21 protein-coding genes and 1 pseudogene are annotated in these 21657 nt (G+C 70.3%); 18 read left to right on the top strand and 4 right to left on the bottom strand.

What is annotated here, in order from left to right:
• Window positions 1-14: 14 nt before the first annotated feature.
• Genes AC5Y2S_RS06330 through mqo form a run of 3 tightly spaced genes read right to left on the bottom strand, consistent with a single transcriptional unit; the run spans window position 15 to window position 3795 of the window.
• A complete protein-coding gene (locus tag AC5Y2S_RS06330) occupies window positions 15-1841 on the bottom strand; it encodes a magnesium chelatase subunit D family protein (protein WP_499954716.1) in 1827 nt (608 codons plus the stop codon).
• Window positions 1838-2311, bottom strand: coding sequence for a GNAT family N-acetyltransferase (locus AC5Y2S_RS06325; protein ID WP_499954714.1), 474 nt, complete (start codon window positions 2309-2311; stop codon window positions 1838-1840). Before AC5Y2S_RS06325 ends, AC5Y2S_RS06330 begins: the two co-directional genes overlap by 4 nt.
• The gene (gene mqo, locus AC5Y2S_RS06320) at window positions 2308-3795 is read right to left on the bottom strand and encodes a malate dehydrogenase (quinone) (RefSeq protein ID WP_499954712.1); all 1488 of its coding nucleotides are present in this window, start codon (window positions 3793-3795) and stop codon (window positions 2308-2310) included. The genes AC5Y2S_RS06325 and mqo overlap by 4 nt, the downstream gene beginning before the upstream one ends.
• 80 nt (window positions 3796-3875) lie before the next feature.
• On the opposite strand from mqo, the gene AC5Y2S_RS06315 reads away from it, so the two are divergent.
• Window positions 3876-4898, top strand: a complete 1023-nt coding sequence (locus AC5Y2S_RS06315) for an alpha/beta hydrolase (RefSeq protein ID WP_499954710.1) — start codon at window positions 3876-3878, stop codon at window positions 4896-4898.
• Between the two features lie 10 nt (window positions 4899-4908).
• Complete coding sequence (gene mtr, locus AC5Y2S_RS06310) at window positions 4909-6288, top strand: mycothione reductase (RefSeq protein ID WP_499954708.1); 1380 nt, start codon at window positions 4909-4911, stop codon at window positions 6286-6288.
• Here mtr and AC5Y2S_RS06305 read toward each other — a convergent pair.
• The gene (locus AC5Y2S_RS06305; protein ID WP_499954706.1) at window positions 6271-6759 is read right to left on the bottom strand and encodes a Fur family transcriptional regulator; all 489 of its coding nucleotides are present in this window, start codon (window positions 6757-6759) and stop codon (window positions 6271-6273) included. The genes mtr and AC5Y2S_RS06305 overlap by 18 nt on opposite strands.
• Before the next feature lie 97 nt (window positions 6760-6856).
• On the opposite strand from AC5Y2S_RS06305, the gene nicT reads away from it, so the two are divergent.
• The 16 genes and pseudogenes from nicT (at window position 6857) to hypE (ending at window position 21645) form a co-directional block, all read left to right on the top strand.
• Window positions 6857-7936, top strand: a complete 1080-nt coding sequence (gene nicT, locus AC5Y2S_RS06300) for a Nickel transporter NicT (protein WP_499954704.1) — start codon at window positions 6857-6859, stop codon at window positions 7934-7936.
• Window positions 7937-7958: 22 nt separating this feature from the next.
• A complete protein-coding gene (locus AC5Y2S_RS06295) occupies window positions 7959-8294 on the top strand; it encodes a hydrogenase maturation nickel metallochaperone HypA (RefSeq protein WP_499954702.1) in 336 nt (111 codons plus the stop codon).
• Between the two features lie 122 nt (window positions 8295-8416).
• The gene (hypB, locus tag AC5Y2S_RS06290) at window positions 8417-9187 is read left to right on the top strand and encodes a hydrogenase nickel incorporation protein HypB (RefSeq protein WP_499954700.1); all 771 of its coding nucleotides are present in this window, start codon (window positions 8417-8419) and stop codon (window positions 9185-9187) included.
• A 279-nt stretch (window positions 9188-9466) separates the two neighbouring features.
• Entirely contained in the window at window positions 9467-10522 is a 1056-nt protein-coding gene (locus tag AC5Y2S_RS06285; protein ID WP_499902551.1) for an NADH-quinone oxidoreductase subunit B family protein, read from the top strand.
• A 42-nt stretch (window positions 10523-10564) separates the two neighbouring features.
• Window positions 10565-12364: a nickel-dependent hydrogenase large subunit gene (locus AC5Y2S_RS06280; RefSeq protein WP_499954698.1), complete on the top strand. Its 1800-nt coding sequence runs from the start codon at window positions 10565-10567 to the stop codon at window positions 12362-12364.
• A 3-nt stretch (window positions 12365-12367) separates the two neighbouring features.
• Window positions 12368-13270 carry a NifU-related iron-sulfur-binding protein gene (locus AC5Y2S_RS06275; RefSeq protein WP_499954696.1) on the top strand — a complete coding sequence of 301 codons (903 nt, stop codon included), beginning with the start codon at window positions 12368-12370 and terminating at the stop codon, window positions 13268-13270.
• Window positions 13267-13914, top strand: a complete 648-nt coding sequence (locus AC5Y2S_RS06270; protein ID WP_499954694.1) for a DUF5947 family protein — start codon at window positions 13267-13269, stop codon at window positions 13912-13914. Before AC5Y2S_RS06275 ends, AC5Y2S_RS06270 begins: the two co-directional genes overlap by 4 nt.
• Entirely contained in the window at window positions 13911-14564 is a 654-nt protein-coding gene (locus AC5Y2S_RS06265) for a DUF6084 family protein (RefSeq protein ID WP_499954692.1), read from the top strand. The genes AC5Y2S_RS06270 and AC5Y2S_RS06265 overlap by 4 nt, the downstream gene beginning before the upstream one ends.
• A pseudogene (locus tag AC5Y2S_RS06260) lies at window positions 14561-15908 on the top strand (hypothetical protein). The gene AC5Y2S_RS06265 and the pseudogene AC5Y2S_RS06260 overlap by 4 nt, the downstream one beginning before the upstream one ends.
• Complete coding sequence (locus AC5Y2S_RS06255; protein ID WP_499902557.1) at window positions 15896-16015, top strand: DUF6893 family small protein; 120 nt, start codon at window positions 15896-15898, stop codon at window positions 16013-16015. Before AC5Y2S_RS06260 ends, AC5Y2S_RS06255 begins: the two are co-directional and overlap by 13 nt.
• 17 nt (window positions 16016-16032) lie before the next feature.
• Entirely contained in the window at window positions 16033-16530 is a 498-nt protein-coding gene (locus AC5Y2S_RS06250) for a hydrogenase maturation protease (RefSeq protein WP_499954690.1), read from the top strand.
• Window positions 16530-16796 (top strand): HypC/HybG/HupF family hydrogenase formation chaperone, encoded by a 267-nt coding sequence (locus tag AC5Y2S_RS06245; protein WP_499902559.1) that lies wholly within the window; start codon window positions 16530-16532, stop codon window positions 16794-16796. The genes AC5Y2S_RS06250 and AC5Y2S_RS06245 overlap by 1 nt, the downstream gene beginning before the upstream one ends.
• A 1-nt stretch (window position 16797) precedes the next feature.
• On the top strand, window positions 16798-19158 hold the full coding sequence (hypF, locus tag AC5Y2S_RS06240) for a carbamoyltransferase HypF (protein WP_499954688.1): 2361 nt from the start codon (window positions 16798-16800) through the stop codon (window positions 19156-19158).
• The gene (locus AC5Y2S_RS06235) at window positions 19158-19877 is read left to right on the top strand and encodes a HypC/HybG/HupF family hydrogenase formation chaperone (protein WP_499955662.1); all 720 of its coding nucleotides are present in this window, start codon (window positions 19158-19160) and stop codon (window positions 19875-19877) included. Before hypF ends, AC5Y2S_RS06235 begins: the two co-directional genes overlap by 1 nt.
• Window positions 19874-20542: a D-sedoheptulose-7-phosphate isomerase gene (locus AC5Y2S_RS06230; protein ID WP_499954687.1), complete on the top strand. Its 669-nt coding sequence runs from the start codon at window positions 19874-19876 to the stop codon at window positions 20540-20542. The genes AC5Y2S_RS06235 and AC5Y2S_RS06230 overlap by 4 nt, the downstream gene beginning before the upstream one ends.
• Window positions 20539-21645, top strand: a complete 1107-nt coding sequence (gene hypE / locus AC5Y2S_RS06225) for a hydrogenase expression/formation protein HypE (protein ID WP_499954685.1) — start codon at window positions 20539-20541, stop codon at window positions 21643-21645. Before AC5Y2S_RS06230 ends, hypE begins: the two co-directional genes overlap by 4 nt.
• The last annotated feature ends 12 nt before the right edge of the window (window positions 21646-21657 follow it).

Below are 21657 nucleotides of genomic sequence, written 5' to 3'. Positions count from 1 at the left end.
GCGCTTATCCTCGCTCAGGCCGCGCCGCGCACGGCGCGCGTGAGATGGTCGGCGCGCAACTGCTCCAGCCGCACCGCCGGCGCGCCGAGCTGATCGGCGAGCTGGCCGGCCAGCCCCAACCGCACGTACGACGTCTCGCAGTCGACGACCACCGCGGCGGCGCCTTCGGCGACCAGCCGGGCCGCCGCGATCCGGCTGCGCCCCAACGGGTCCGGCCCGGCGGTGGCCCGGCCGTCGGTGAGCACGACCACCAGCGGGCGCCGCGCGCGGTCGCGCGCCCTTTCCCGGACGATCAGCTCGCGCGCGGCCAGCAGGCCCTCGGCGAGCGGGGTCTTGCCGCCGGTGTCGAAGCGGGCCAGTCGCCGCCCGGCGATGTGCGCCGACGACGTCGGCGGGAGCAACAGCCGCGCTTCGGTCCGACGGAAGGTGATAACGGCGACCTTGTCCCGGCGCTGGTAGGCGTCGCGCAGCAGCGACAGGGTGGCGCCGCTCACGGCGGCCATGCGATCCCGGGCGGCCATCGAGCCCGACGCGTCGACGACGAAGATCACCAGGTTGCCTTCGCGCCCCTCGCGGATGGCGCGGCGCACGTCCCCCGGCTCCGGCCGCAGCGGACCCGCCCCGGCGCGCTCGGCGGCCGCCAGCAGGGTCGCGAACAGGTGCAGGCCGTGCGCGCCGGTCTCGCCGCCGTCGGCGGCGGCCACCACGGAGCCGGAGGCGTTGCGCGCCCGCGACCGCCGGCCCGGCGCGCCCTCGCCGACGCCGGGAACGGTCAGTGCCCGGGCGCGAAAGGTCGCCGACGGCGGCGCGCTCGGTTTCGTCGACGGCGCCCGCTGTGGCGTCGAATCATGTTGCGGTTCCGGCGCATCCGCGGCCTGTCCGCCACCCGGCGGATCGGGGTCGGGCTCGGGGTCCTCGGTTCCCGCTTGTGCCAGGGCCTCGTCCAGCTGGTCGCGGTCGATGCCGGGATCGTCGAACGGGTCGCGGCGGCGGCGGTGCGGCAACGCCAGCTCGGCCGCCACCCGGATGTCCTGCTCCTCGACGGTCCTGGCGCCGCGCCACGCGGCGTGCGCGACGGCCGTGCGGGCCACCACCAGGTCGGCCCGCATGCCGTCGACGTCGAACGCCGCGCACAGCGCCGCGATGCGCCGTAATTCGTTGTCCGGCAAGGCGACCTCGTCGACCAGGGCCCGGGCCGTGGCGATCCTGCGGGCCAAATCCGCGTCCGCGTCTGCGTAGCGCGCGGCGAACGCGTCCGGATCGGCCTCGTAGGCCATCCGCTGCCGGATCACCTGCGTGCGCACGTCGACGTCGCGCGACGCGCGAACGTCGACGGTGAGGCCGAACCGGTCCAGCAGCTGCGGACGCAGCTCGCCCTCCTCCGGGTTCATGGTGCCGATCAACACGAAGCGCGCCTCGTGCGAGTGGGAGACGCCGTCGCGCTCGATGTGCACCCGCCCCATCGCAGCGGCGTCGAGCAGCACGTCGACGAGGTGGTCGTGCAACAGGTTGACCTCGTCGACGTAGAGCACGCCCCCGTGGGCGCGGGCCAGCAGCCCCGGGGAAAACGCGTGCTCGCCGTCGCGCAGCACCCGCTGCAGGTCCAGCGATCCGATCACCCGGTCTTCGGTTGCGCCGAGCGGCATTTCGACCAGCCCCGCCGATCCGTTTCCGGTCGCGGCGGCCAGCAGCCCGGCCAGCCCACGCACGGCCGTCGACTTGGCGGTGCCCTTCTCGCCGCGGATGAGCGCGCCGCCGATCTCCGGGCGCACGGCACACAGCAGCAGGGCGAGCCGCAGTTGGTCGTGCCCGACGATCGCGCTGAACGGATAGGGCCTCACGGCTGCTCCGCCAGGCCGGAGCGGGAGGGCTTGAGCATGGGCACGTGCGGGATGCCGTCGTCGACGAAATCGTCGCCGGCACGGACGAATCCGTGCTGGGCGTACATGTCGGCCAGGTAGGTCTGCGCGTCGATCCGGCACGGATAGTCGCCGACCTCGGCGAGCGCGGCGCGCAGCAGCCGGGTGGTGTGGCCCTGGCCGCGGGCGCTGCGTTTGGTGCACAGCCGGCCGATCCGGAACGCCTTCTCGCCTCCCGCGTGCTCCTCCATCAACCGCAGCGTGCAGATCACCTCGCCGTCGGGCGTCTCGAGCCAGAAGTGCCGGGTTTCGGCGAGCAGGTCGCGCCCGTCGAGCTCCGGGTACGGGCAGGCCTGCTCGACGACGAACACCTCCACCCGCAGCTTGAGCAGCTCGTAAAGGGTCCGGGCGTCAAGGTCTTTGGACCACGAGCGGCGCAGCGTTTCAGTCATAACGCCGCCAGCCCCAGCGCCTTGGTGCCCCACGCCCAGACGTCGTCGAACAGCGCGGGCTCGCGGGACAGCTCCGTCCCGAGCGACGGCACCATCTCCTTGAGCGTCGGCAGCCACGAGGCGTACCGGTCGGCGAAGCAGCGCGCCAGCACATCGAGCATGGCCGGCACCGCGGTGGACGCCCCCGGGGAACCCCCCAGCAGGCCGGCGATGCTGCCGTCGCCGGCGCTGAGCACGGTGGTGTTGAAGTCGAGCGCCCCGCCCCGGCGCCTGTCGCGGCGGATCACCTGAACGCGCTGGCCGGCGACCGTCAGCGTCCAGTCCGAATCCGTTGCGGTGGGGGCGAATTCGCGCAGCGCGCGCACGCGGTCGGGCTCGGAGAGCCGCAGCTGGCCGATCAGGTAGTTGACCAGCGGCAGCTGGGTGACCCCGACGCCGAGCATCGACAGCAGGTTGTCCGGCTTGATCGAGCGCGGGAGGTCGGTGAAGTGGCCGTGTTTCAGGAACTTCGGCGACCAGCCGGCGTACGGCCCGAACACCAGCCACGACTTGCCGTTGACGAACCGCAGGTCGAGATGCAGCGCGCCCAGCGGCGGCGCGCCCGGCGCCGGGGTCCCGTACACCTTGGCGCGGTGCGCGGCGGTGAGCGCCGGGTTGTCCGTGCGCAGGAACCGGCCGCCGATCGGGAAGCCGGCGTAGCCCCTGACCTCCTTGATGCCCGACTTCTGCAACAGCGGCAGCGCGTCCCCGCCCGCCCCGACGAACACGAATTTGGCGTTCAGCCGACGCTTTTCGCCCGTGCGGCGGTTGCGGACCAGCAGCGTCCAGCTGCCGTCGGATTGGCGGGTCAGGTTGCGGACCTCGTGGCCGAACAGCGCCGTCGCCCCGCCCCGCGCGCAATAGCCGACGAGTTGGCGGGACAGCGCACCGAAGTCGACGTCGGTGCCGTCGGCGGCCCAGTTCAGCGCGGTCGGCTCGGAGAAGTCGCGCTTGGCGGCCATGAACGGCAGCCGCCGCGCGAACTCACCCGCGTCGTCGATCAATTCGGTGCGCGCGAACAGGGGGTTGTGCGCCAGCGCCCGCTGCCGCCGCCGCAGGTATTCCACGCGCCGCGCGCCGCGCACGAAGCTGGCGTGCGGGACCGGGTTGAGGAAGCCGCGGTCGGTGAGGATGCCGTTCTCGATCGCGTACGCCCAGAACTGGCGGGTCACCTGGAACTGCTCGTTGATGCGGACCGCTTTGGTGATGTCGATCGAGCCGTCGGGGTTCTCCGGCGTGTAGTTCAGCTCGCACAGCGCGGAGTGCCCGGTGCCGGCGTTGTTCCAGGGGCTGCTGCTCTCGGCGGCGACGGCGTCCAGCCGCTCGATCAGGGTGATGTCCCAGCCCGGCTCCAGCCGCCGCAGCAACGCCCCCAGCGTGGCGCTCATGACGCCGGCGCCCACCAGCGCGACATCGGTGCGCGCGGTTGCGCCTCGGCCTGACACCGTCCCAGGTTATCCCGGCGCCATCCGGGCACTTACGACGTGCGGCCACCCGTCACCAGCAAAACCTTTAAGCTGGCCTCGTGACTGGCTGGGTGCCCGACGTGCTGCCCGGCTATTGGCAGCACACGATCCCGCTCGGACCCGATCCCGCCGGCGAGGGCGAGATCGTGGCAACGCTGATCCGGCGCGGCGAGCCCACCGCAGCGCGGCACGCCGTCCTGGCTGTGCACGGCTACACCGACTACTTCTTCCACACCGAGTTGGCCGATCGCTTCGCCGATCGCGGCTTTGCCTTCTACGCGCTGGACCTACAGAAGTGCGGCCGGTCGCGCCGCGACGGCCAGACCCCGCATTTCATCACCGACCTGGCCCACTACGACGCCGAACTCGAGCACGCCCTGGCCGTCATCCGCGCGCCCGGCCCGTCCGGCCGGCGAGCCAAGGTCCTGGTCTACGGCCATTCCTCCGGCGGGCTCATCGTGCCGTTGTGGCTGGACCGGTTGCGCCGGCGCGACCCGGCCGCGCACGGCGGCGTCGGCGGCGCGGTGCTCAACAGTCCGTTCCTCGACCTGCACGGCCCCGCGGTGCTGCGCCACTCGGCGACCTCGGCGCTGATCGCCGGCCTGTCCCGGGTGCGGTCCAAGGGCGTGGTACGCGGGTCCACCGAGGGCGGCTACGGCACCACCCTGCACCGCGACTACCACGGCGAGTTCGACTACAACCTGCAGTGGAAGCCGCTGGGCGGCTTCCCCATCACCCTCGGCTGGTTGCACGCCATCCGCCGCGGCCAGGCCCGGCTGCACCGCGGCCTGGACGTCGGCGTGCCCAACCTGATCCTGCGTTCCGACCACACCGTGGCCGAAACCAGCGACCCGGCGTCCATGCAAACCGGCGACGCGGTCCTCGACGTCACCCAGATCGCCAAGTGGGCCGGCTGCGTCGGCAATCGCACCACCATCGTCCCGGTGCCCGACGCCAAACACGACGTGTTCCTGTCGCTGAACCACCCGCGCCGGAGGGCGTATCGCGAACTGGACGCGTGGCTGGACCACTACCTCAGCAACGAAAACGCCGACGCGTCGGCCCCCTCGGAGAAGGGGTGACGGTCCGGGCATGGAAACGTACGACATCGCCATCATCGGAACCGGTTCGGGCAACACCATTCTCGACGATCGCCACGCGGGCAAGCGCGCCGCGATCTGCGAGCAGGGCACCTTCGGGGGCACCTGCCTCAACGTCGGATGCATCCCGACGAAGATGTTCGTCTACGCCGCCGAGGTCGCCGCGGGGATCCGGGGCGCGGCCCGCTACGGCATCGACGCGCGCATCGATCAGGTGCGCTGGGACGAGATCGTCTCGCGTGTCTTCGGGCGCATCGACCCCATCTCGATGAGCGGTGAGGAATACCGGCGCTCGCTGCCCAATGTCGACGTCTACGAACGGCACACCCGGTTCCGGCCGGTCCAGCCCGACGGGCGATACCTGTTGCGCACCGACGCGGGCGAGGAATTCACCGCCGATCAGGTGGTGATCGCGGCGGGCTCGCGGCCGGTGATCCCCTCGACCATCCTCGCCTCCGACGTGCACTACCACACCAGCGACACCATCATGCGCATCCCCGAGCTGCCCGAGCACCTGGTGATCATCGGAAGCGGCTTCGTGGCAACGGAATTCGCACACGTCTTCTCCGCGCTCGGGGTGCGAGTCACCCTGGTCGTCCGGGGTTCCACGCTGCTGCGGCACTTCGACGACACCATCTGCAAACGGTTTACCCGCATCGCCGCGCGCAAATGGGAGCTGCGCACCCACCGGATGGTCGCGCGCGCCGCCAACCGCGGCTCCGGCGTCTCCCTGGAGCTCGACGACGGCTCCACCCTGAACGCCGACCTGCTGCTGGTGGCGACCGGCCGGTTGCCCAACGGCGACCTGCTGGACGCCGAACAGGCCGGCATCGACGTCGAGAACGGCCAGGTGGTGGTCGACGAATACCAAAGAACCTCGGCGCGCGGCGTTTTCGCGCTCGGCGACGTCTCGTCGCCCTACCAGCTCAAGCACGTCGCCAACCACGAGGCCCGCGTCGTGCAGCAAAACCTGCTGTGCGACTGGGACGACACCGAGTCGATGGCCGTGACCGACCACCGGTTCGTGCCGTCGGCGGTGTTCACCGATCCCCAGCTGGCAACCGTCGGCCTCACCGAAAACCAGGCCATCGCACGCGGATTCGACATCTCCGTCGCGGTGCAGGACTACGCGGACGTCGCCTACGGCTGGGCGATGGAGGACACCACCGGCATCGTCAAACTCATCGCCGAGCGCAACAGCGGGTGCCTGCTGGGCGCCCACATCATGGGTCACCAGGCGTCGTCGATCATCCAGCCGCTGATCCAGGCGATGAGCTTCGGGCTGACCGCCGCGGAGATGGCGCGCGGCCAGTACTGGATTCATCCGGCGCTGCCCGAGGTGGTCGAAAACGCCCTACTGGGCCTGCGCTGAGCTCTGGCACCGCGGGCACAGCCCGTGCAGCGTCAGACCGGCCGCCTCCGACAGCGCGAAGGAGCTGCCCGCCATCGCGTGCTCCAGCGCCGAGCTCAGCTGGCGGGCGGGCACCTCGATGATCGAGCCGCACCGCGTGCACACCGCGTGGTGGTGGGGCGCGGTGGCCAGGCCGTAGGTGGTCACGCCGCCCTCGAGGGTCAGCGCGTGCAGCACCCCCTGATCGACCAGCGTCGTCACGGTGCGGTAAATGGTCGCCACGTCGGGCGGCTGGCTGCCGGGCGGCAGGGACGCGCGCACCCGCTGGTGGATCTGCGCCACCGGCAGGTGCCCGTTGACGGGCTCGAGCACCGCCAACACCTGGATCCGCGACGCCATCCGCCGCAGCCCGTGGGCCCGGAGCAGGTCACCGATCCGTTCGGTGATGGCCGGGTCCAGCGCGGTGGCCGGTTTCGCGGCGTTGGGCGTCATCTTCCCAGTGTCGCGGCCGGCACCCGCGATTGCCAGTTTTGGCCCGGCACTCCTGCAATCCACTTGCACTTGGTTCGCGGGCCCTCCTAGTGTCGTGATGGTGGCCAGCAAGCTTCGAAGCGCCTTGGCGCCGGCGGAGTGGTGGCGGCTGGGGTCGATGCTGGCGGTGATCGCCGCGCTGCACCTGATCGGCTGGGGCACCCTGGTGCTGCTCGTCGATCCGGCCCGACTCAGCGTGGGGGGCAAGGCTTTTGGCATCGGTGTCGGGCTGACGGCCTACGCCCTGGGCATGCGCCACGCCTTCGACGCCGACCACATCGCCGCCATCGACAACACCACCCGCAAGCTGATGAGCGACGGGCAGCGCCCGCTGGCCGTCGGCTTCTTCTTCTCGCTCGGCCATTCCACGGTGGTTTTCGCACTGGCCCTGCTGCTGGCGACCGGGGTGAGGGCTGCGCTGGGACCGGTCGAGGACGGCTCCTCGGCGCTGCATCACTACACCGGCCTGATCGGCACCAGCGTCTCGGGCGTGTTCCTCTACCTGATCGCGGCCCTCAACGTCGTCGTGCTGGTCGGCATCCTGCGGGTGTTCGCGCGCCTGCGCCGCGGTCGCTACGACGAAACCGAACTCGAGCGACAGCTGCAGAACCGCGGGCTGATCAACCGGTTCCTCGGCCGCGTCACCCGATCGATCACCAAGTCCTGGCACCTCTACCCGGTCGGACTGCTGTTCGGGCTGGGCTTCGACACCGCCACCGAGATCGCGCTGCTGGTGCTGGCGGGCACCAGCGCCGCGGCCGGCCTGCCCTGGTACGCCATCCTGTGCCTGCCGGTGCTGTTCACCGCCGGCATGTGCCTGCTGGACACGATCGACGGATCGTTCATGAACTTCGCCTACGGGTGGGCCTTCGCCAGCCCGCTGCGCAAGATCTACTACAACATCACCATCACCGGGCTCTCGGTCGCGGTCGCGCTGCTGATCGGGACCGTCGAACTGCTCGGCCTGTTCGCCGGCCAGCTGGGCTGGCGGGGCGGGTTCTGGAACTGGATCAGCGGCCTCGACCTCAACGCCGTCGGCTTCGCCGTGGTCGGCGTCTTCGTGCTCACCTGGGCGGTCGCCCTGCTGGTGTGGCGTTACGCGCGCATCGAGGAAAAGTGGGGTTCGGCCCAGGGCTGACGCGTGGGTGTAGAAAAGTGCCATGCACGAGCTGTCGCTGTGCGAGGCCATCGCCGGTCTGGTGAAGACCCACGCCGGGGGCCGGCACGTCGACGTGGTGCGGGTGCGTATCGGCGCCCTTCGCCAGGTGGTGCCCGAATCGCTGTCGTTCTGTTGGACGCTGGTCCGGGATTCCGAGGACATGCCCGACGCCGAGCTGGAACTCGAATGCGTCGGCGCCGAGGTGCGCTGCCGGTCGTGCGGCCGCGAATCGGAGATCACGTCGGCCTGGTCGATCTGGTGCCCGCAGTGCGACAGCCCCGATGTCGAGGTGCTGCACGGCAACGAGTTCCTGGTGACGTCCTTGGACGTCTCATGAAAGCGTCAGGCGCTCAGGGCAACTCCGCGAATGTGCAATTTGCGACGCGACACGCCCCGGACGCGTCGCAGGATGCACGCTCGGCGGGGTGACCCCGTTGCGGTGCGCACTAGGATCTGACCATGGGTAGGTTTCACCGGCACGACGACGGAACCGTGCACACCCACGAGCACGACCATCCCGATCACCAGCACGGGGACCACAGTCACTACCAGACGGGCAAGCAGCGCATCGACGTGCTGGAGGCGATCTTCGCCGAGAACGACACCCTCGCCGAGGCCAACCGGGCGGCGTTCGCGAGCCACGGGATCCGCACGCTGAACCTGATGAGCTCCCCGGGATCGGGCAAGACGACCGTGCTGCAGGCGACGCTCGACGAGCTGGCCGGCGAATTCGCGATCGGCGTCATCGAGGGCGACATCGCCACCGACCTGGACGCGGCCAAGCTCAGCGGGCGCGGCGCCCAGGTGTCACTGCTCAACACCAGCAATGGGTTCGGCGGCGAGTGCCACCTCGACGCCCCCATGGTCAACCGCGCCCTGCCCGGCCTGGACCTGCCCGGCCTGGACCTGGTGATCATCGAGAACGTCGGCAACCTGGTCTGCCCGGCCGAGTTCGACGTCGGCGAGCACGCCAAGGCCATGGTGTACTCCGTGACCGAGGGCGAGGACAAGCCGCTGAAGTACCCGGTGATGTTCCGATCGGTGGACGTGGTGCTGCTCAACAAGATTGATCTGGTGCCCTACCTGGACGTCGACGTCGACTCGTACATCTCGCACATTCGCGAGGTCAACGCCACGGCCGAGGTCCTGCCGGTCAGCGCGCGCACCGGCGCCGGCATGGGCGCCTGGTTCGGCTGGCTACGGCGATTCGCGGCGAACCCCGACGACTGATCTTGCCAATCACTTGCAAGACCGCGGGGATTTTCCGGCCCTTCGTTAGGCTTGCTCACGGGTTGGCCGGCCGCGCGGTCCGCGGCCGAAATCCCCTGCCCGGCAACGCCAATCGGTGAAACCCGGGCGCAATAGAACGTCTGTATATTTGCCGGCAAACTCTGGACCGTTGACAACCGACTGAGGCGGGAGTAGACCCAAAATCAGCGCTGCGCAAGTGGGCCGACGGTCGACTCCGGCAGCGCAGGAGCGTTCAGCCCGGCTCCGGAAAGCTGCAGCATGCCAACAGAAGCGGCAGTCAAAGCAGAAGAAACATTGATCCATGTTCTATGGATTAACGCGGGCCTCAGTTGCGACGGCGATTCGGTGGCGTTGACTGCCGCCACCCAGCCCAGCGTCGAGGAAATAGCACTCGGCGCGCTTCCGGGCTTACCCAAGGTCGCCGTGCACTGGCCCCTGATCGATTTCGAGTGCGGCCCGAACGGAGGGGCCGACGACTTCCTCGAGTGGTTCTTCAGAGCCGATCGCGGCGAGCTCGAGCCGTTCGTGCTCGTCGTCGAGGGGTCCATCCCCAACGAAAAGATCAAGGATGAAGGGTACTGGTGCGGGTTCGGCAATGACCCGGCCACCGGCCAGCCCATGACCACCAGCGAGTGGCTGGACCGGCTGGCGCCGAAAGCCACCGCGGTGGTCGCGGTCGGGACCTGCGCCACCTACGGCGGCATCCACGCGATGGCCGGCAACCCGACCGGGGCGATGGGCGTGCCCGACTACCTCGGCTGGGACTGGAAGAGCAAGGCCGGCATCCCGATCGTCTGCGTCCCGGGCTGCCCGATCCACCCGGACAACCTGTCCGAGACGCTGACCTACCTGCTCTACATGGCGACCGGTCAGGCGCCGATGATCCCGCTCGACGACGCGCTGCGCCCCAAGTGGCTGTTCGGCAACACCGTGCACGAGGGGTGCGACCGCGCCGGCTACTACGAGCAGGGCGATTTCGCCACCGAATACGGCTCCCCGAAATGCATTGTGAAGCTTGGCTGTTGGGGCCCGGTAGTCAAGTGCAACGTGCCCAAGCGCGGGTGGATCAACGGCGTCGGCGGCTGCCCGAACGTCGGCGGCATCTGCATCGGATGCACCATGCCCGGCTTCCCGGACAAGTTCATGCCGTTCATGGACGAGCCGCCGGGCGGCAAGCTTTCCAGCACCGCGGTCGGCTTGTACGGCAGCGTGATCCGCAATCTTCGGGGCATCACGGGGCGCACCGTCGACAAAGAGCCGAAGTGGCGCCACAACGGCGACCAACTCACCACCGGGGCGCGCCGCACCTGGTAGGTCGCGGCACGCCTTCTTCTCACTGCACCTGGAGAGACTTCGATGACAACTATCGTTCCCGAGCCGAGCACCGCCAAGCGGGAACCGGGCCAGCTCGTCGAGATGGCCTGGGACCCGATCACCCGGATCGTGGGCAGCCTCGGCATCTACACCAAGATCGATTTCGAGAACAAGGAAGTCGTCGAGTGCCACAGCACCTCGTCGATCTTCCGCGGCTACTCGATCTTCATGAAGGGCAAGGACCCTCGCGACGCCCACTTCATCACCAGCCGCATCTGCGGCATCTGCGGCGACAACCACGCCACCTGTTCGTGCTACACGCAGAACATGGCGTACGGGGTCAAGCCGCCGCACCTGGGCGAGTGGCTGATCAACCTCGGCGAGGCCGCCGAGTACATGTTCGACCACAACATCTTCCAGGAGAACCTGGTCGGGGTGGACTTCTGCGAGAAGATGGTCGCCGAGACCAACCCGAGCGTGCTCTCCCTGGCGGAGAAGACCCAGGCGCCGCACGCCGACGCGCACGGGTACCGGACGATCGCCGACATCATGCGGTCGCTCAACCCGTTCAGCGGCGAGTTCTACCGCGAGGCGCTGCAGGTCAGTCGCTGGACGCGAGAGATGTTCTGCCTCATGGAGGGTCGCCACGTGCACCCGTCCACGCTGTACCCCGGCGGCATCGGCACCGTCGCGACCATCCAGCTGATGACGGACTACATGACGCGGCTGATGCGCTACGTCGAGTTCATGAAGAAGGTCGTGCCGATGCACGACGACCTGTTCGACTTCTTCTACGAGGCGCTGCCCGGTTACGAGAAGGTCGGGCTGCGACGCACGCTGCTCGGCTGCTGGGGCTCGTTCCAGGACCCCGAGGTGTGCAACTTCGCCTACAAGGACATGGAGCGTTGGGGCAACGCGATGTTCGTCACCCCGGGCGTGGTGGTCGACGGCAAGCTCGTCACCCACTCGCTGGTGGACATCAACCTCGGCATCCGGATCCTCTTAGGCAGTTCGTATTACGACGACTGGACCGACCAGGAGATGTTCGTCAAGACCGACCCGCTGGGCAATGCGGTGGACCGGCGCCACCCGTGGAACCAGCACACCAACCCGCATCCGCAGAAGCGGGACATGGAAGGTGGAAAGTACAGCTGGGTGATGTCCCCGCGCTGGTTCGACGGCACCGACCACCTGGCGCTGGACACCGGCGGCGGACCGCTGGCCCGGCTGTGGGCGACGGCGCTCGCCGGCCTGGTCGACATCGGCTACGTCAAGGCGACCGGCAACAGCGTCAAGATCAACCTGCCGAAGACCGCGCTGAAGGGCCCCGTCGAGTTCGAGTGGAAGGTACCCAAGTACGGCAGCAACACGATCGAACGCGACCGGGCCCGCACCTACTTCCAGGCCTACGCCGCCGCATGCGCATTGCACTTCGCCGAGAAGGCGTTGGCGGAAATCCGCGCGGGACGCACCAAGACGTGGGAAAAGTTCGAGGTGCCCGACGAGGCCATCGGTTGCGGCTTCACCGAGGCGGTGCGCGGCGTGCTCAGCCACCACATGGTGATCCGGGACGGCAAGATCGCGAATTACCACCCGTACCCGCCCACCCCGTGGAACGCCAACCCGCGCGACAGCTACGGGACGCCGGGCCCGTACGAGGACGCGGTGCAGGGTCAGCCGATCTTCGAGGAGAACGGCCGGGACGCCTTCAAGGGCATCGACGTCATGCGCACGGTGCGCAGCTTCGACCCGTGCCTGCCCTGCGGCGTGCACATGTACCTCGGAAAGGGCAAGACCCTGGAGAGACTGCACACGCCGACCCAATCGCCTGTCGGGGAGTGACGCATGGCGGATCGCCCGAACCCCGATAACGACACGCAGTGGCGCGCAGCGGGCGATCGGATCCAGACACTCCTGGATTCCTGCGCGGCGGGTGGGGCGGTCGCCCACGAGCGCGCGCAGCAGTTGGTCCGCGAGGTGGTCGGGCTCTACGGGGCCGCCCTCGAACGGATCGTGCGAGCCGGCGACGCCGGTTTCGCCGAGCGGCTGGCCACCGACGACCTGGTGGCCAGCCTGCTGCTCGTCCACGGCCTGCACCCGCACGACACGCACCGGCGGGTGTCCGACGCGCTGGACCGGGTGCGGCCCTACCTCGGGTCGCACGGCGGCGACGTCGACCTGCTGGAGGTTGTTCCCGTCGGAGCGACGGGAGAAATCGTGGTGCGGCTGGCGTTCAAGGGGAGTTGCAAGAGCTGCCCGTCGTCGGCCGTGACGCTGGAGCTGGCCGTCGAGGACGCGGTCCGGGCCGCCGCGCCGGAGATCTCGTCGATCGAGGTGGTGACGGCCGAGCCGGCGAGCAACGCGGCCGTGATCCCGACGGAATCGCTGATGGCGCACCTCCGTTCGAACGCGTCGAACGGGGCCGGCAACTGGCACCCGCTTCCCGAGGTGGCCGAGCTGGAGCCCGGCGACGTCGCGGGGTTCCGGGTCGCCGGCGCCGCGCTGCTGGTGTGCAGGGTCGGCGACCTGCCGCTGGCCTACCGCGACCATTGCCCGGTGTGTGACGACTCGTTGGCGGGCGCGCGACTGAACGAGACGCTGCTCGGTTGCCCGCGCTGCGGCACGCAGTTCGACATCGTGCACGCGGGCGCCGGCCCCGACGGAACTCACCTCGAGCCGCTCCCTCTGTTGCCCCGCGACGGGGTGCCCTCGGTGGCGCTGGCCGAACCGCTGGGAGCGCGCGCATGACGAGCCCGTATGACGTTCTGGCCCGCATCCGAAGCGATCGCGCGGCCCCCGCGCCGGCGGGCGAGCGATGCGAGATGTGCGCGGAGACGATTCCCGACGAGCACCAGCACGTCGTGAATGTGGCCGCCCGGCAGCTGATGTGCGTATGCCGGGCCTGTTATCTGCTGTTCACCGACCGCACCGCCGAACTGCGCTACCGGGCGGTGCCGGACCGGTATCTGGCTTTTGGAGGCTTCGCGCTGGATCGCCGCGCGTGGGAGGCGCTGCAGATTCCCGTCGGCGTCGCCTTCTTCTTCACCAACTCCGCGCTGGGGCGCACCGTCGCCTTCTACCCCGGCCCGGCCGGGGCGACCGAATCCGAACTCGACCTACAGGCCTGGAAGGCCATCGGCGGCGCCGATCCGCGGGTGGCCCTGCTGACCGAAGACGTCGAGGCGCTGCTGGTCCGCGTCCCCGACACCAGCGCGGACGATACCGAAACTGCCGAGCCGCAAAGCTATCTCGTGCCCATCGACGCCTGCTACGAGTTCGTCGGGCGCCTGCGCATGCTGTGGCGCGGGTTCGACGGCGGCCAGGAGGCCCGCGCCTTCATCGACGACTTCTTTTCGCGGATCGCCGCGCGCGCGGTGGAGACGCCACCATGAGCGGAGAGCACGTGGACGTGAACTTCGCGGTCCTCGACGTGGCGCCCGAACCGTACTCGGTGAGCCCGGTGCTGACCGCGCGGGTCAGCGTCGCCGCCAGCGGTGACGACCCGGTGCACGCGATCGCCCTGCGCTGCCAGGTCCGCATCGAACCGCTGCGCCGCTCCTACTCGGAGGCGGAGGCGGCCGGGCTGCTCGACCTGTTCGGGCCCCGCGAACGCTGGGCCGCCACGCAGCGCACCTTCCTCTGGCAGCACGCCACCGCGATGGTGCCGGGCTTCGCCGGCAACACGACGGTCGCGCTCCCGCTGGACTGCACCTACGACTTCGAGGTCGCCGCCGCCAAGTACCTGCACGCGCTGCGCGACGGTGCGCTGCCCCTCCAGTTCCTTTTCAGCGGAACAATTTTCGTCAAATCCGAACGCGGGTTCTCGGTCCAGCAGGTGCCATGGGACTGCGAGTATCGCTACGACATGCCGGCCGCGGTCTGGCGCGACCTGATCGAGCAGCACTATCCGAACACCGGCTGGGTGCGCCTGAGCCACGAAACCATCGCGGCGCTGGCGGCCTACAAGTCGGCGCAGGGGATGCTCGACCTCGACCACGCGGTCACCACGCTGTTGGGTGTCGACCGGGAGGAGGCCAAATGACCTCCGCCTGGGACCGGGCCCGCGCCGTCGCCGACGCGGTGCTGTACGAGGGCTACTTGCTCTACCCGTACCGCGGCACGTCGAGCAAGAACCAGTCGCGCTGGCAGTTCGGCGTTTTGGGTCCGCCCGGCGCCGCGGAGGCCGGCCTGGGCGAAGACGACACCCTGGCGGCGCAGTTCCTGGTCGACGGTTCCCAGGCGCTGACCCTGGTGGTCCGGTTCCTGCAGCTGCAGCACCGCGGGGCCGAGCGCGAATTCGCCCACGGCGCATTCGAACCGGTCGACGAGCTGACCACCGCGGCCGGGTCGTGGCTGACCTGGGACGAGGCGGTCGAGTGCGAACTGTCCTTCGGCCCGCTCGCGTTGGACGGTCCGCCGCGCACGCTGCCGGTCGTGGCGAAGGCCGCCACGGACGTCGAACTGCTCGCCGGGGGGCGGCTGGTCCGCGAGCGACGCGAGGTGCGCGGTGAGCTGACGGTCGCCAGCGAACCGGACGGCGACCTGCGCCGCGTCTCGGTGCGGGTGGCCAACGTCGGCGCGGCCGCGGCCGACAAAACCGATGCGATCGCGCGGTCCATGATCGGCACCCACCTCATCGCCGAAGTCGTTGGCGGTCAATTCGTTTCGCTGCTCGAGCCGCCGCCGGGCGCCGTCGCGGCGGCGGCGCGCTGCCGCCAGCACCGCTGCTTCCCCGTGCTGGCGGGCCCCGCCGGCACCCGCGACATCCTCCTGATCTCGCCGATCATCCTCTACGACCACCCCGAGGTCGCCGAACAGAGCAACACGGCGCTGTACGACTGCACCGAGATCGACGAGATCCTCACCCTGCGCGTGATGACGATGACCGACGAGGAGAAGGCCCAGGCCCGGGCCACCGATCCGCGGGCCGCGCAGATCATCGACCAGTGCGACGCCATGTCACCCGACGCGATGGCGCGCCTGCACGGGGTGCTGCGCGACCCGCACGCCCTGTCCGGGCTGGTGCCCGAGGTCCCCGAGGGCGTCGACTGGTGGGATCCGCTGGCCGACAACGCCGTTCGCCCCGAAGTCGACGCGGTGCTGGTGAACGGCGTGCGGGTCGCGCGCGGCAGCCGGGTCCGGCTGCGGCCGGCGCGCAATGCCGACGCGCAGGACATCTTCGTCGCCGGCAGGACCGCCCGCGTGACCTCGGTGCACGAGGACGTGGAGGGCAACAAGCACGTCGCGGTCGTCGTCGACGACGACCCCGCCGCCGAGCTGCACGACTGGTACGGCCGCTACCTGTATTTCTCCCCCGACGAGGTCGAGCCGCTCGAAGCCGGACAACCCGCAAATCCCTGAAAGGAGTTCGAAATGGAAGTCTTAGGCTGGATATTCATCGCCATCCTCGCGTTGGTGGCCGCGATCGCGGTCACGCTCGGACTGATATCGCTGCCCGACGCCCGCCGCTACCTGAAGCTGAGGCGGATGTAGCCAACCCGGGGGAACCGATGACGACGCGCATCCTGGTCGCCGGGATCGGCAACATTTTCCTGGGGGACGACGGTTTCGGCTCGGAAGTGGTCCGCAACGCCGAGATCCCGCAGGACGACGCGGGCGGCAATTCCTGCGTCCGGGTCATCGACTACGGCATCCGCGGCATGCACCTGGCCTACGACCTGCTCGAGGAGTGGGATTCGTTGGTCCTCGTCGACGCCGTGCCCAGCCGCGGCAGCCCAGGCACGCTGCACGTGTTCCAGGCGGACTGCCAAGAGTCCTCGGGGGCAACGGGTTTGGACGCCCATAGCATGGATCCGGCGGCGGTGTTCGCCAGCCTGCGGGCCCTCGGCGGCAGCCCGCCGTACACGGTGGTCGTCGGCTGCGAGGCGGGCAGCGTCGAGGAAGGCATCGGCCTCACCGAGCCCGTGGCCAAGGCCGTCCCCCGCGCCGCGCGGGCCGTCCAGGAGATCGTCGCGGCGCTGCAGACCGCGACGCGGGCGGACCGCTGATGTGCCTGGGGATCCCGGGTCAGGTGATCCGGATGTTGGACGGCTACGAGGGGCAGCTCGCGCTGGTCGACGTCACCGGTGAGGAGCGCCGGGTCAACGTCGGAATGCTGCCGGAGGAGACGTTCGCGCCCGGCGACTGGATAATCATCCACATGGGCTTCGCGGTGGAGAAGACCGACCGCGCCGGCGCGGAGGAGGCGATGGCCGGCCTCGAGCTGATGGGCAGGGGCCGCACGGACCCGACAACCCGCCCGGAGGGCGGTTGAGATGACCCAATCCCCCCTGATGCTGCGGGCCGCCGATATCCGGCAGCGCTTCACCGTGACCGGTGTTGTCCAGGGGGTTGGCTTCCGTCCCTTCGTCCACCGCATCGCCAGCGAGCTCGGCCTCGCCGGATTCGTCGGCAACGATTCCGGCGCGGTGTTCCTCGAGGTGCAGGGCGACCGCGCCAGCGTCGCCGAATTCGGGCGCCGGCTGCGCGCCGAGGCGCCACCGCTGGCGCGCATCGGCAGCGTGACCGTCACCGACCTGGTCGCCGACCCCGGGGGTGACCCCGAGTTCCGGATCGTCGAAAGCCGGACGGTCACCGGCGAGCGCACTTTTAAGACGCCCATCCCGCCCGACATCGCGGCGTGCGACGACTGCGTGCGCGAGCTGTTCGACCCGCGCGACCGGCGTTACCGCCATCCCTTCGTGACGTGCACCAACTGCGGGCCGCGGTTCACCATCATCCGCGCGTTGCCCTACGACCGCCCGGCGACCACCATGTCGACCTTCGCCATGTGCGAGCGGTGCGCGGCCGAATACCACGATCCGGCGGACCGCCGGTTCCACGCGCAGCCGATCGCCTGCCCCGATTGCGGCCCGTCGCTACGGTTTTCGTCGGTGGCCGGTGAGGTGACCGGATCGGACGCCGCGCTGGCGGCCGCCCAACGGGCCCTGGCGGCCGGCGCCGTCGTCGCCGTCAAGGGGATCGGCGGGTACCACCTGGCCTGCGCGGTCGACGACGACACGGCGGTCGGTGCGCTGCGGGCCCGAAAGGCGCGGGGCGCCAAGCCGTTCGCCATGCTGGTCCGCGACCTCGATGTGGCGCGCCGCTGCGCGCACATCGACGCCGACGAGGCCGCGGTGTTGTCCAGCCCCGCCCGCCCGATCGTGCTGCTGCGCCGCCGCGATGCAGCGCCCGTCGCCGACGCCGTCGCGCCCGGCAGCCCGCTGCTCGGGCTGATGCTGCCCTACTCCCCGATCCATCACCTGCTGCTGGCGCCCATCCCCGGCGCCGCCGGACGGGTCCCCGACGCGCTGGTGCTCACCAGCGCCAACCGCTCCGACGAGCCCATCTGCTTCACCGATGAGGATGCCGCCGAACGGCTCGGAGCGCTGTGCGACGCGGTCCTCGACCACGACCGGCCGATCCACGTCCCGTGCGACGACTCGGTGGTGCGCGTGGTCAGGGACGAAAAAGGGGCTCGGGAGTTGCCGATCCGCCGGTCCCGCGGTTACGCGCCGCTGCCGGTCGACCTCGGGCGGCCGGGTCCCGCTGTGCTCGCGGTGGGCGGGGAGCTGAAGAACACCTTCTGCCTCACCGACGGCTCGCGCGCCTACCTGTCCGGTCATATCGGCGACATGGCCACCTGGGAGACGCTGCGGGCGTTCGAGCGCGCGGTCGGTCAGCTCACCGGGATGCGCGGCGAGCCCGCGCGATTGGCCGCCGACCTGCATCCCGGGTATCACACCCGGGACTGGGCGGAGCGCCACGCCGGCGAGCGACCGCTGGATCTCGTCCAGCACCACCACGCGCACGTCGTCTCGCTGCTGGCCGAGCACGGCCGCATCGGGCAGCCCGTCATCGGTGTCTCGTTCGACGGGACCGGGTATGGCTGCGACCAAACCATCTGGGGCGGTGAAATTCTCGCCCTCGGGACCGACAGCCACCGGTTCGTCCGGGCCGGCCACCTGCTGCCGGTGCCGCTGCCGGGCGGCGACGCCGCGGTGCGCAACCCGTGGCGGATGGCGCTGTCCCAGTTGTGGGCGGCCGGCATCGACTGGACCCCGGACCTGGCGCCGGTCGCCGCCGCGACCGAGGACGAATTGCGGCTGACCCGTTCGCAATTGGACAGTGGCGCCGGGTGCGTGCCGTGCTCGAGCGTGGGCCGGCTGTTCGACGCCGTCGCCTCGCTGCTCGGGGTGCGGCACCGGATCGACTACGAGGGCCAGGCCGCCATCGAGCTCGAGGCGCTCGCGGAGTCGGCCCTGGGCGATCAGGGGCCGTCGCTGCCGCTGGCCGTGCGGGCCGACGGGGTGGTCGATCCGACGACCATGGTGCAAACGATGGTGGCGGCCCTCTACGCCGGCACCCGGCCCGCGCTGCTGGCCGCCGCCTTCCACGAGGCGCTCGCGGACGCCGTCGCCACGGTGGTCGGTCACGTGGCGGGCGAGGTCCGGCTGGTGGGCCTCACCGGCGGGGTTTTCCAGAACGTGCTGCTGCTGCGCGCGTGCCGCACGCGCCTGCAGCGCAACGGGTTCGAGGTGCTGACCCATCACACCGTTCCGCCCAACGATGGCGGGCTGGCGCTGGGTCAGGCCGCGATCTCGATGCTGATGGGTTCGAAAGAGGATGATCGATGATGACCACCACCGCGATCGACCGGGGCCTGGGCGCCGAATTGGCCGAGGACCTGGCCGCCACCGCATTCACGCTGGCCAAGCGGTTCGCCGCGGGGGCGACCATGTGGTCCATCGCGCCGTCGTGGGAACCGCACGCGCTGCACATCGCGGTCGAGTTCGTGCATCCCGTGATCGTGGGCAAACGGGCGCTGCCCGCGGTCGCGCTGACCGGCCCCGACCTGGTTGACCTGGTGCGGGTGTCGGTGCGGCCCGGCGACATCGTGGTCGCGGTCTCCGGAGCCGACGACGCGCAGGTGCGCTCGGTGATGCGGCGAAGTCCCGCGTGGGGCGCGACCACGATCTGGATCGGCAGCGGCGAGCGGCCGGCGGCCGGAATGGCGGATCACGTGCTGTGGCTCGACGACCCCGATCCGCGGGTGCCCGCGACGGGCGGCTTCGTGCTCTTCTACCACCTGCTGTGGGAGCTGACCCACGTGTGTTTCGAGCACCCCGGCTTGCTGAAAGACAAATGTACGGACGATGTTTGCGTGACGTGCAGCGACGAGGGACGCCTGGGCGAGGTCGTCGGCCCGTCGGCCGCCGGGCAGGCGTCGGTGCGCACCGCGCGGGGCGTCGAGGACGTGATCACCACGCTCGTCGACCCGGTCGCCGCCGGCGAGCTGGTGCTGGTGCACGCGGGCATGGCGATCAGCCGCGTCGGCGAGGAGGACGGCTCATGAGCCCGGACGAACCCACCAACTTCCTGTACCCGTTCATCGACGCGCAGGAGGACGACCCCAAGTCGCTGCTGGCCGACCTGGCCGCGTCGGCGCAGGCCAAGGCGGCGGAAAGCCTGGCGCTGCGGCGCTCCACCCTGGAGGCCAACGCCGACCTGCTGGAGGCGGCCGCCACCGAGCTGGCGCGCCGGTTCGGGACGGGCGGCCGGTTGTTCACCTTCGGAAACGGCGGCAGCTGCACCGATTCCACGACTTTGGCGCGGCTGTTCGCCCGGCCGCCGATCGGCAGGCCGCTGCCCGCGTGGGCGTTGACCGCCGATCAGGCCGTCCTGACCGCGCTGGGCAACGACGTCGGTTTCGAGTTGGTGTTCGCCCGCCAATTGATCGCGCGGGCGAAGGCCGGCGACATCGCGATCGCCATGTCGACCAGCGGCGGCTCGCCCAATCTGCTCGCGGCGCTGGCCGAGGGCCGCCGGCGCGGGCTCTACACCATCGGGTTCGCCGGCTACGACGGCGGCGCCTTCGCGGACAACCCGAACGTGGACGCGTGCTTCGTGGTTCGCTCGCAGAGCGTGCACCGCATTCAGGAATCGCAGGCGCTGCTGGGCTACCAGCTGTGGTTGAGCGTGCATGAACATCTCGGCGACCAGGGTCGGGGGGCGGCATGAGCACGGGCGAATACCTTTCGTCGGGGCCCCGCTTCGGCGAGGGCGAGGTGATCGAGCGGATCGAGTCGTTCCGCAGGCGCCGCCCCCGCTTGCTCGACGACCACGTGACGCTGGCCCACGGCGCCGGCGGCAAGGCCTCGGCGGCTCTGGTGGACGCGGTGTTCGTGGAGGCCTTCCGTAACCCGCTGCTGGAGTCCCTCGGCGACGGCGCGGTGCTGGCACTGCCCGGCGGCGAGCGCCTGGCGATGTCGACGGACTCGTTTGTGGTGCAGCCCAGGCGTTTTCCCGGCGGGTCGATCGGCGAGCTCGCCGTCCACGGCACCTGCAACGACCTCGCGATGGCCGGCGCCGTGCCGGCCTGGATCTCGGCGGCGTTCGTGATCGAAGAGGGCTTCGGAATCGCCGAGTTGAAGGAGATCGTCGCCGACATGGCGGCCGCGGCCGCGGTGGCGGGCGTGCAGATCGTCACCGGCGACACCAAGGTGGTGCCCAAGGGCGCGGCCGACGGGCTGTTCGTCACCACCACCGGCGCGGGCGTCATCCCCGAGGGGCGCTCGCTGTCGGCCGAGTCGGTGCGCACCGGCGACAAGGTGCTGCTGTCCGGGTCGATGGGCGACCACGGCATGGCCGTCATGCTCGCCCGCGGCGATCTGGCGATCGAGGCCGACATCGCCTCCGACACCGCGTCGGTCAGCCCCCTGGTGGAGCTGCTGCTGGCCGCCGCCCCGTCCACCCGGTGGATGCGCGACGCGACCCGCGGCGGCGTCGGCACCGTTTGCAACGAGCTCGCCCAGGCGTGCGGCCTCGGGGTGCTGCTGGAAGAGGAGCGACTTCCGGTGCGGCCCATGGTCAATGGCGCGTGCGAGCTGCTCGGCATCGACCCCTTGTACGTGGCCAACGAGGGCAAGTTCGTCGCGGTCGTCGCCCCGGCGGAGGCCGGCGCCGGGCTGGCCGCGCTGCGGTCCCATCCCCTGGGCACCGACGCGGCCGAGGTCGGGGAGATCGTCGCCGAACCCGCCGAGACCGTGGTGCTGCGCACCGGGTTCGGCGGAACGCGGATCGTCGACATGCTGGTCGGGGACCCGCTGCCGAGGATTTGCTGAAAGGAGCTGGCC

Source organism: Mycobacterium sp. NGS69 (assembly GCF_059812165.1).
This window is presented reverse-complemented; position numbering and strand designations above follow the sequence as displayed.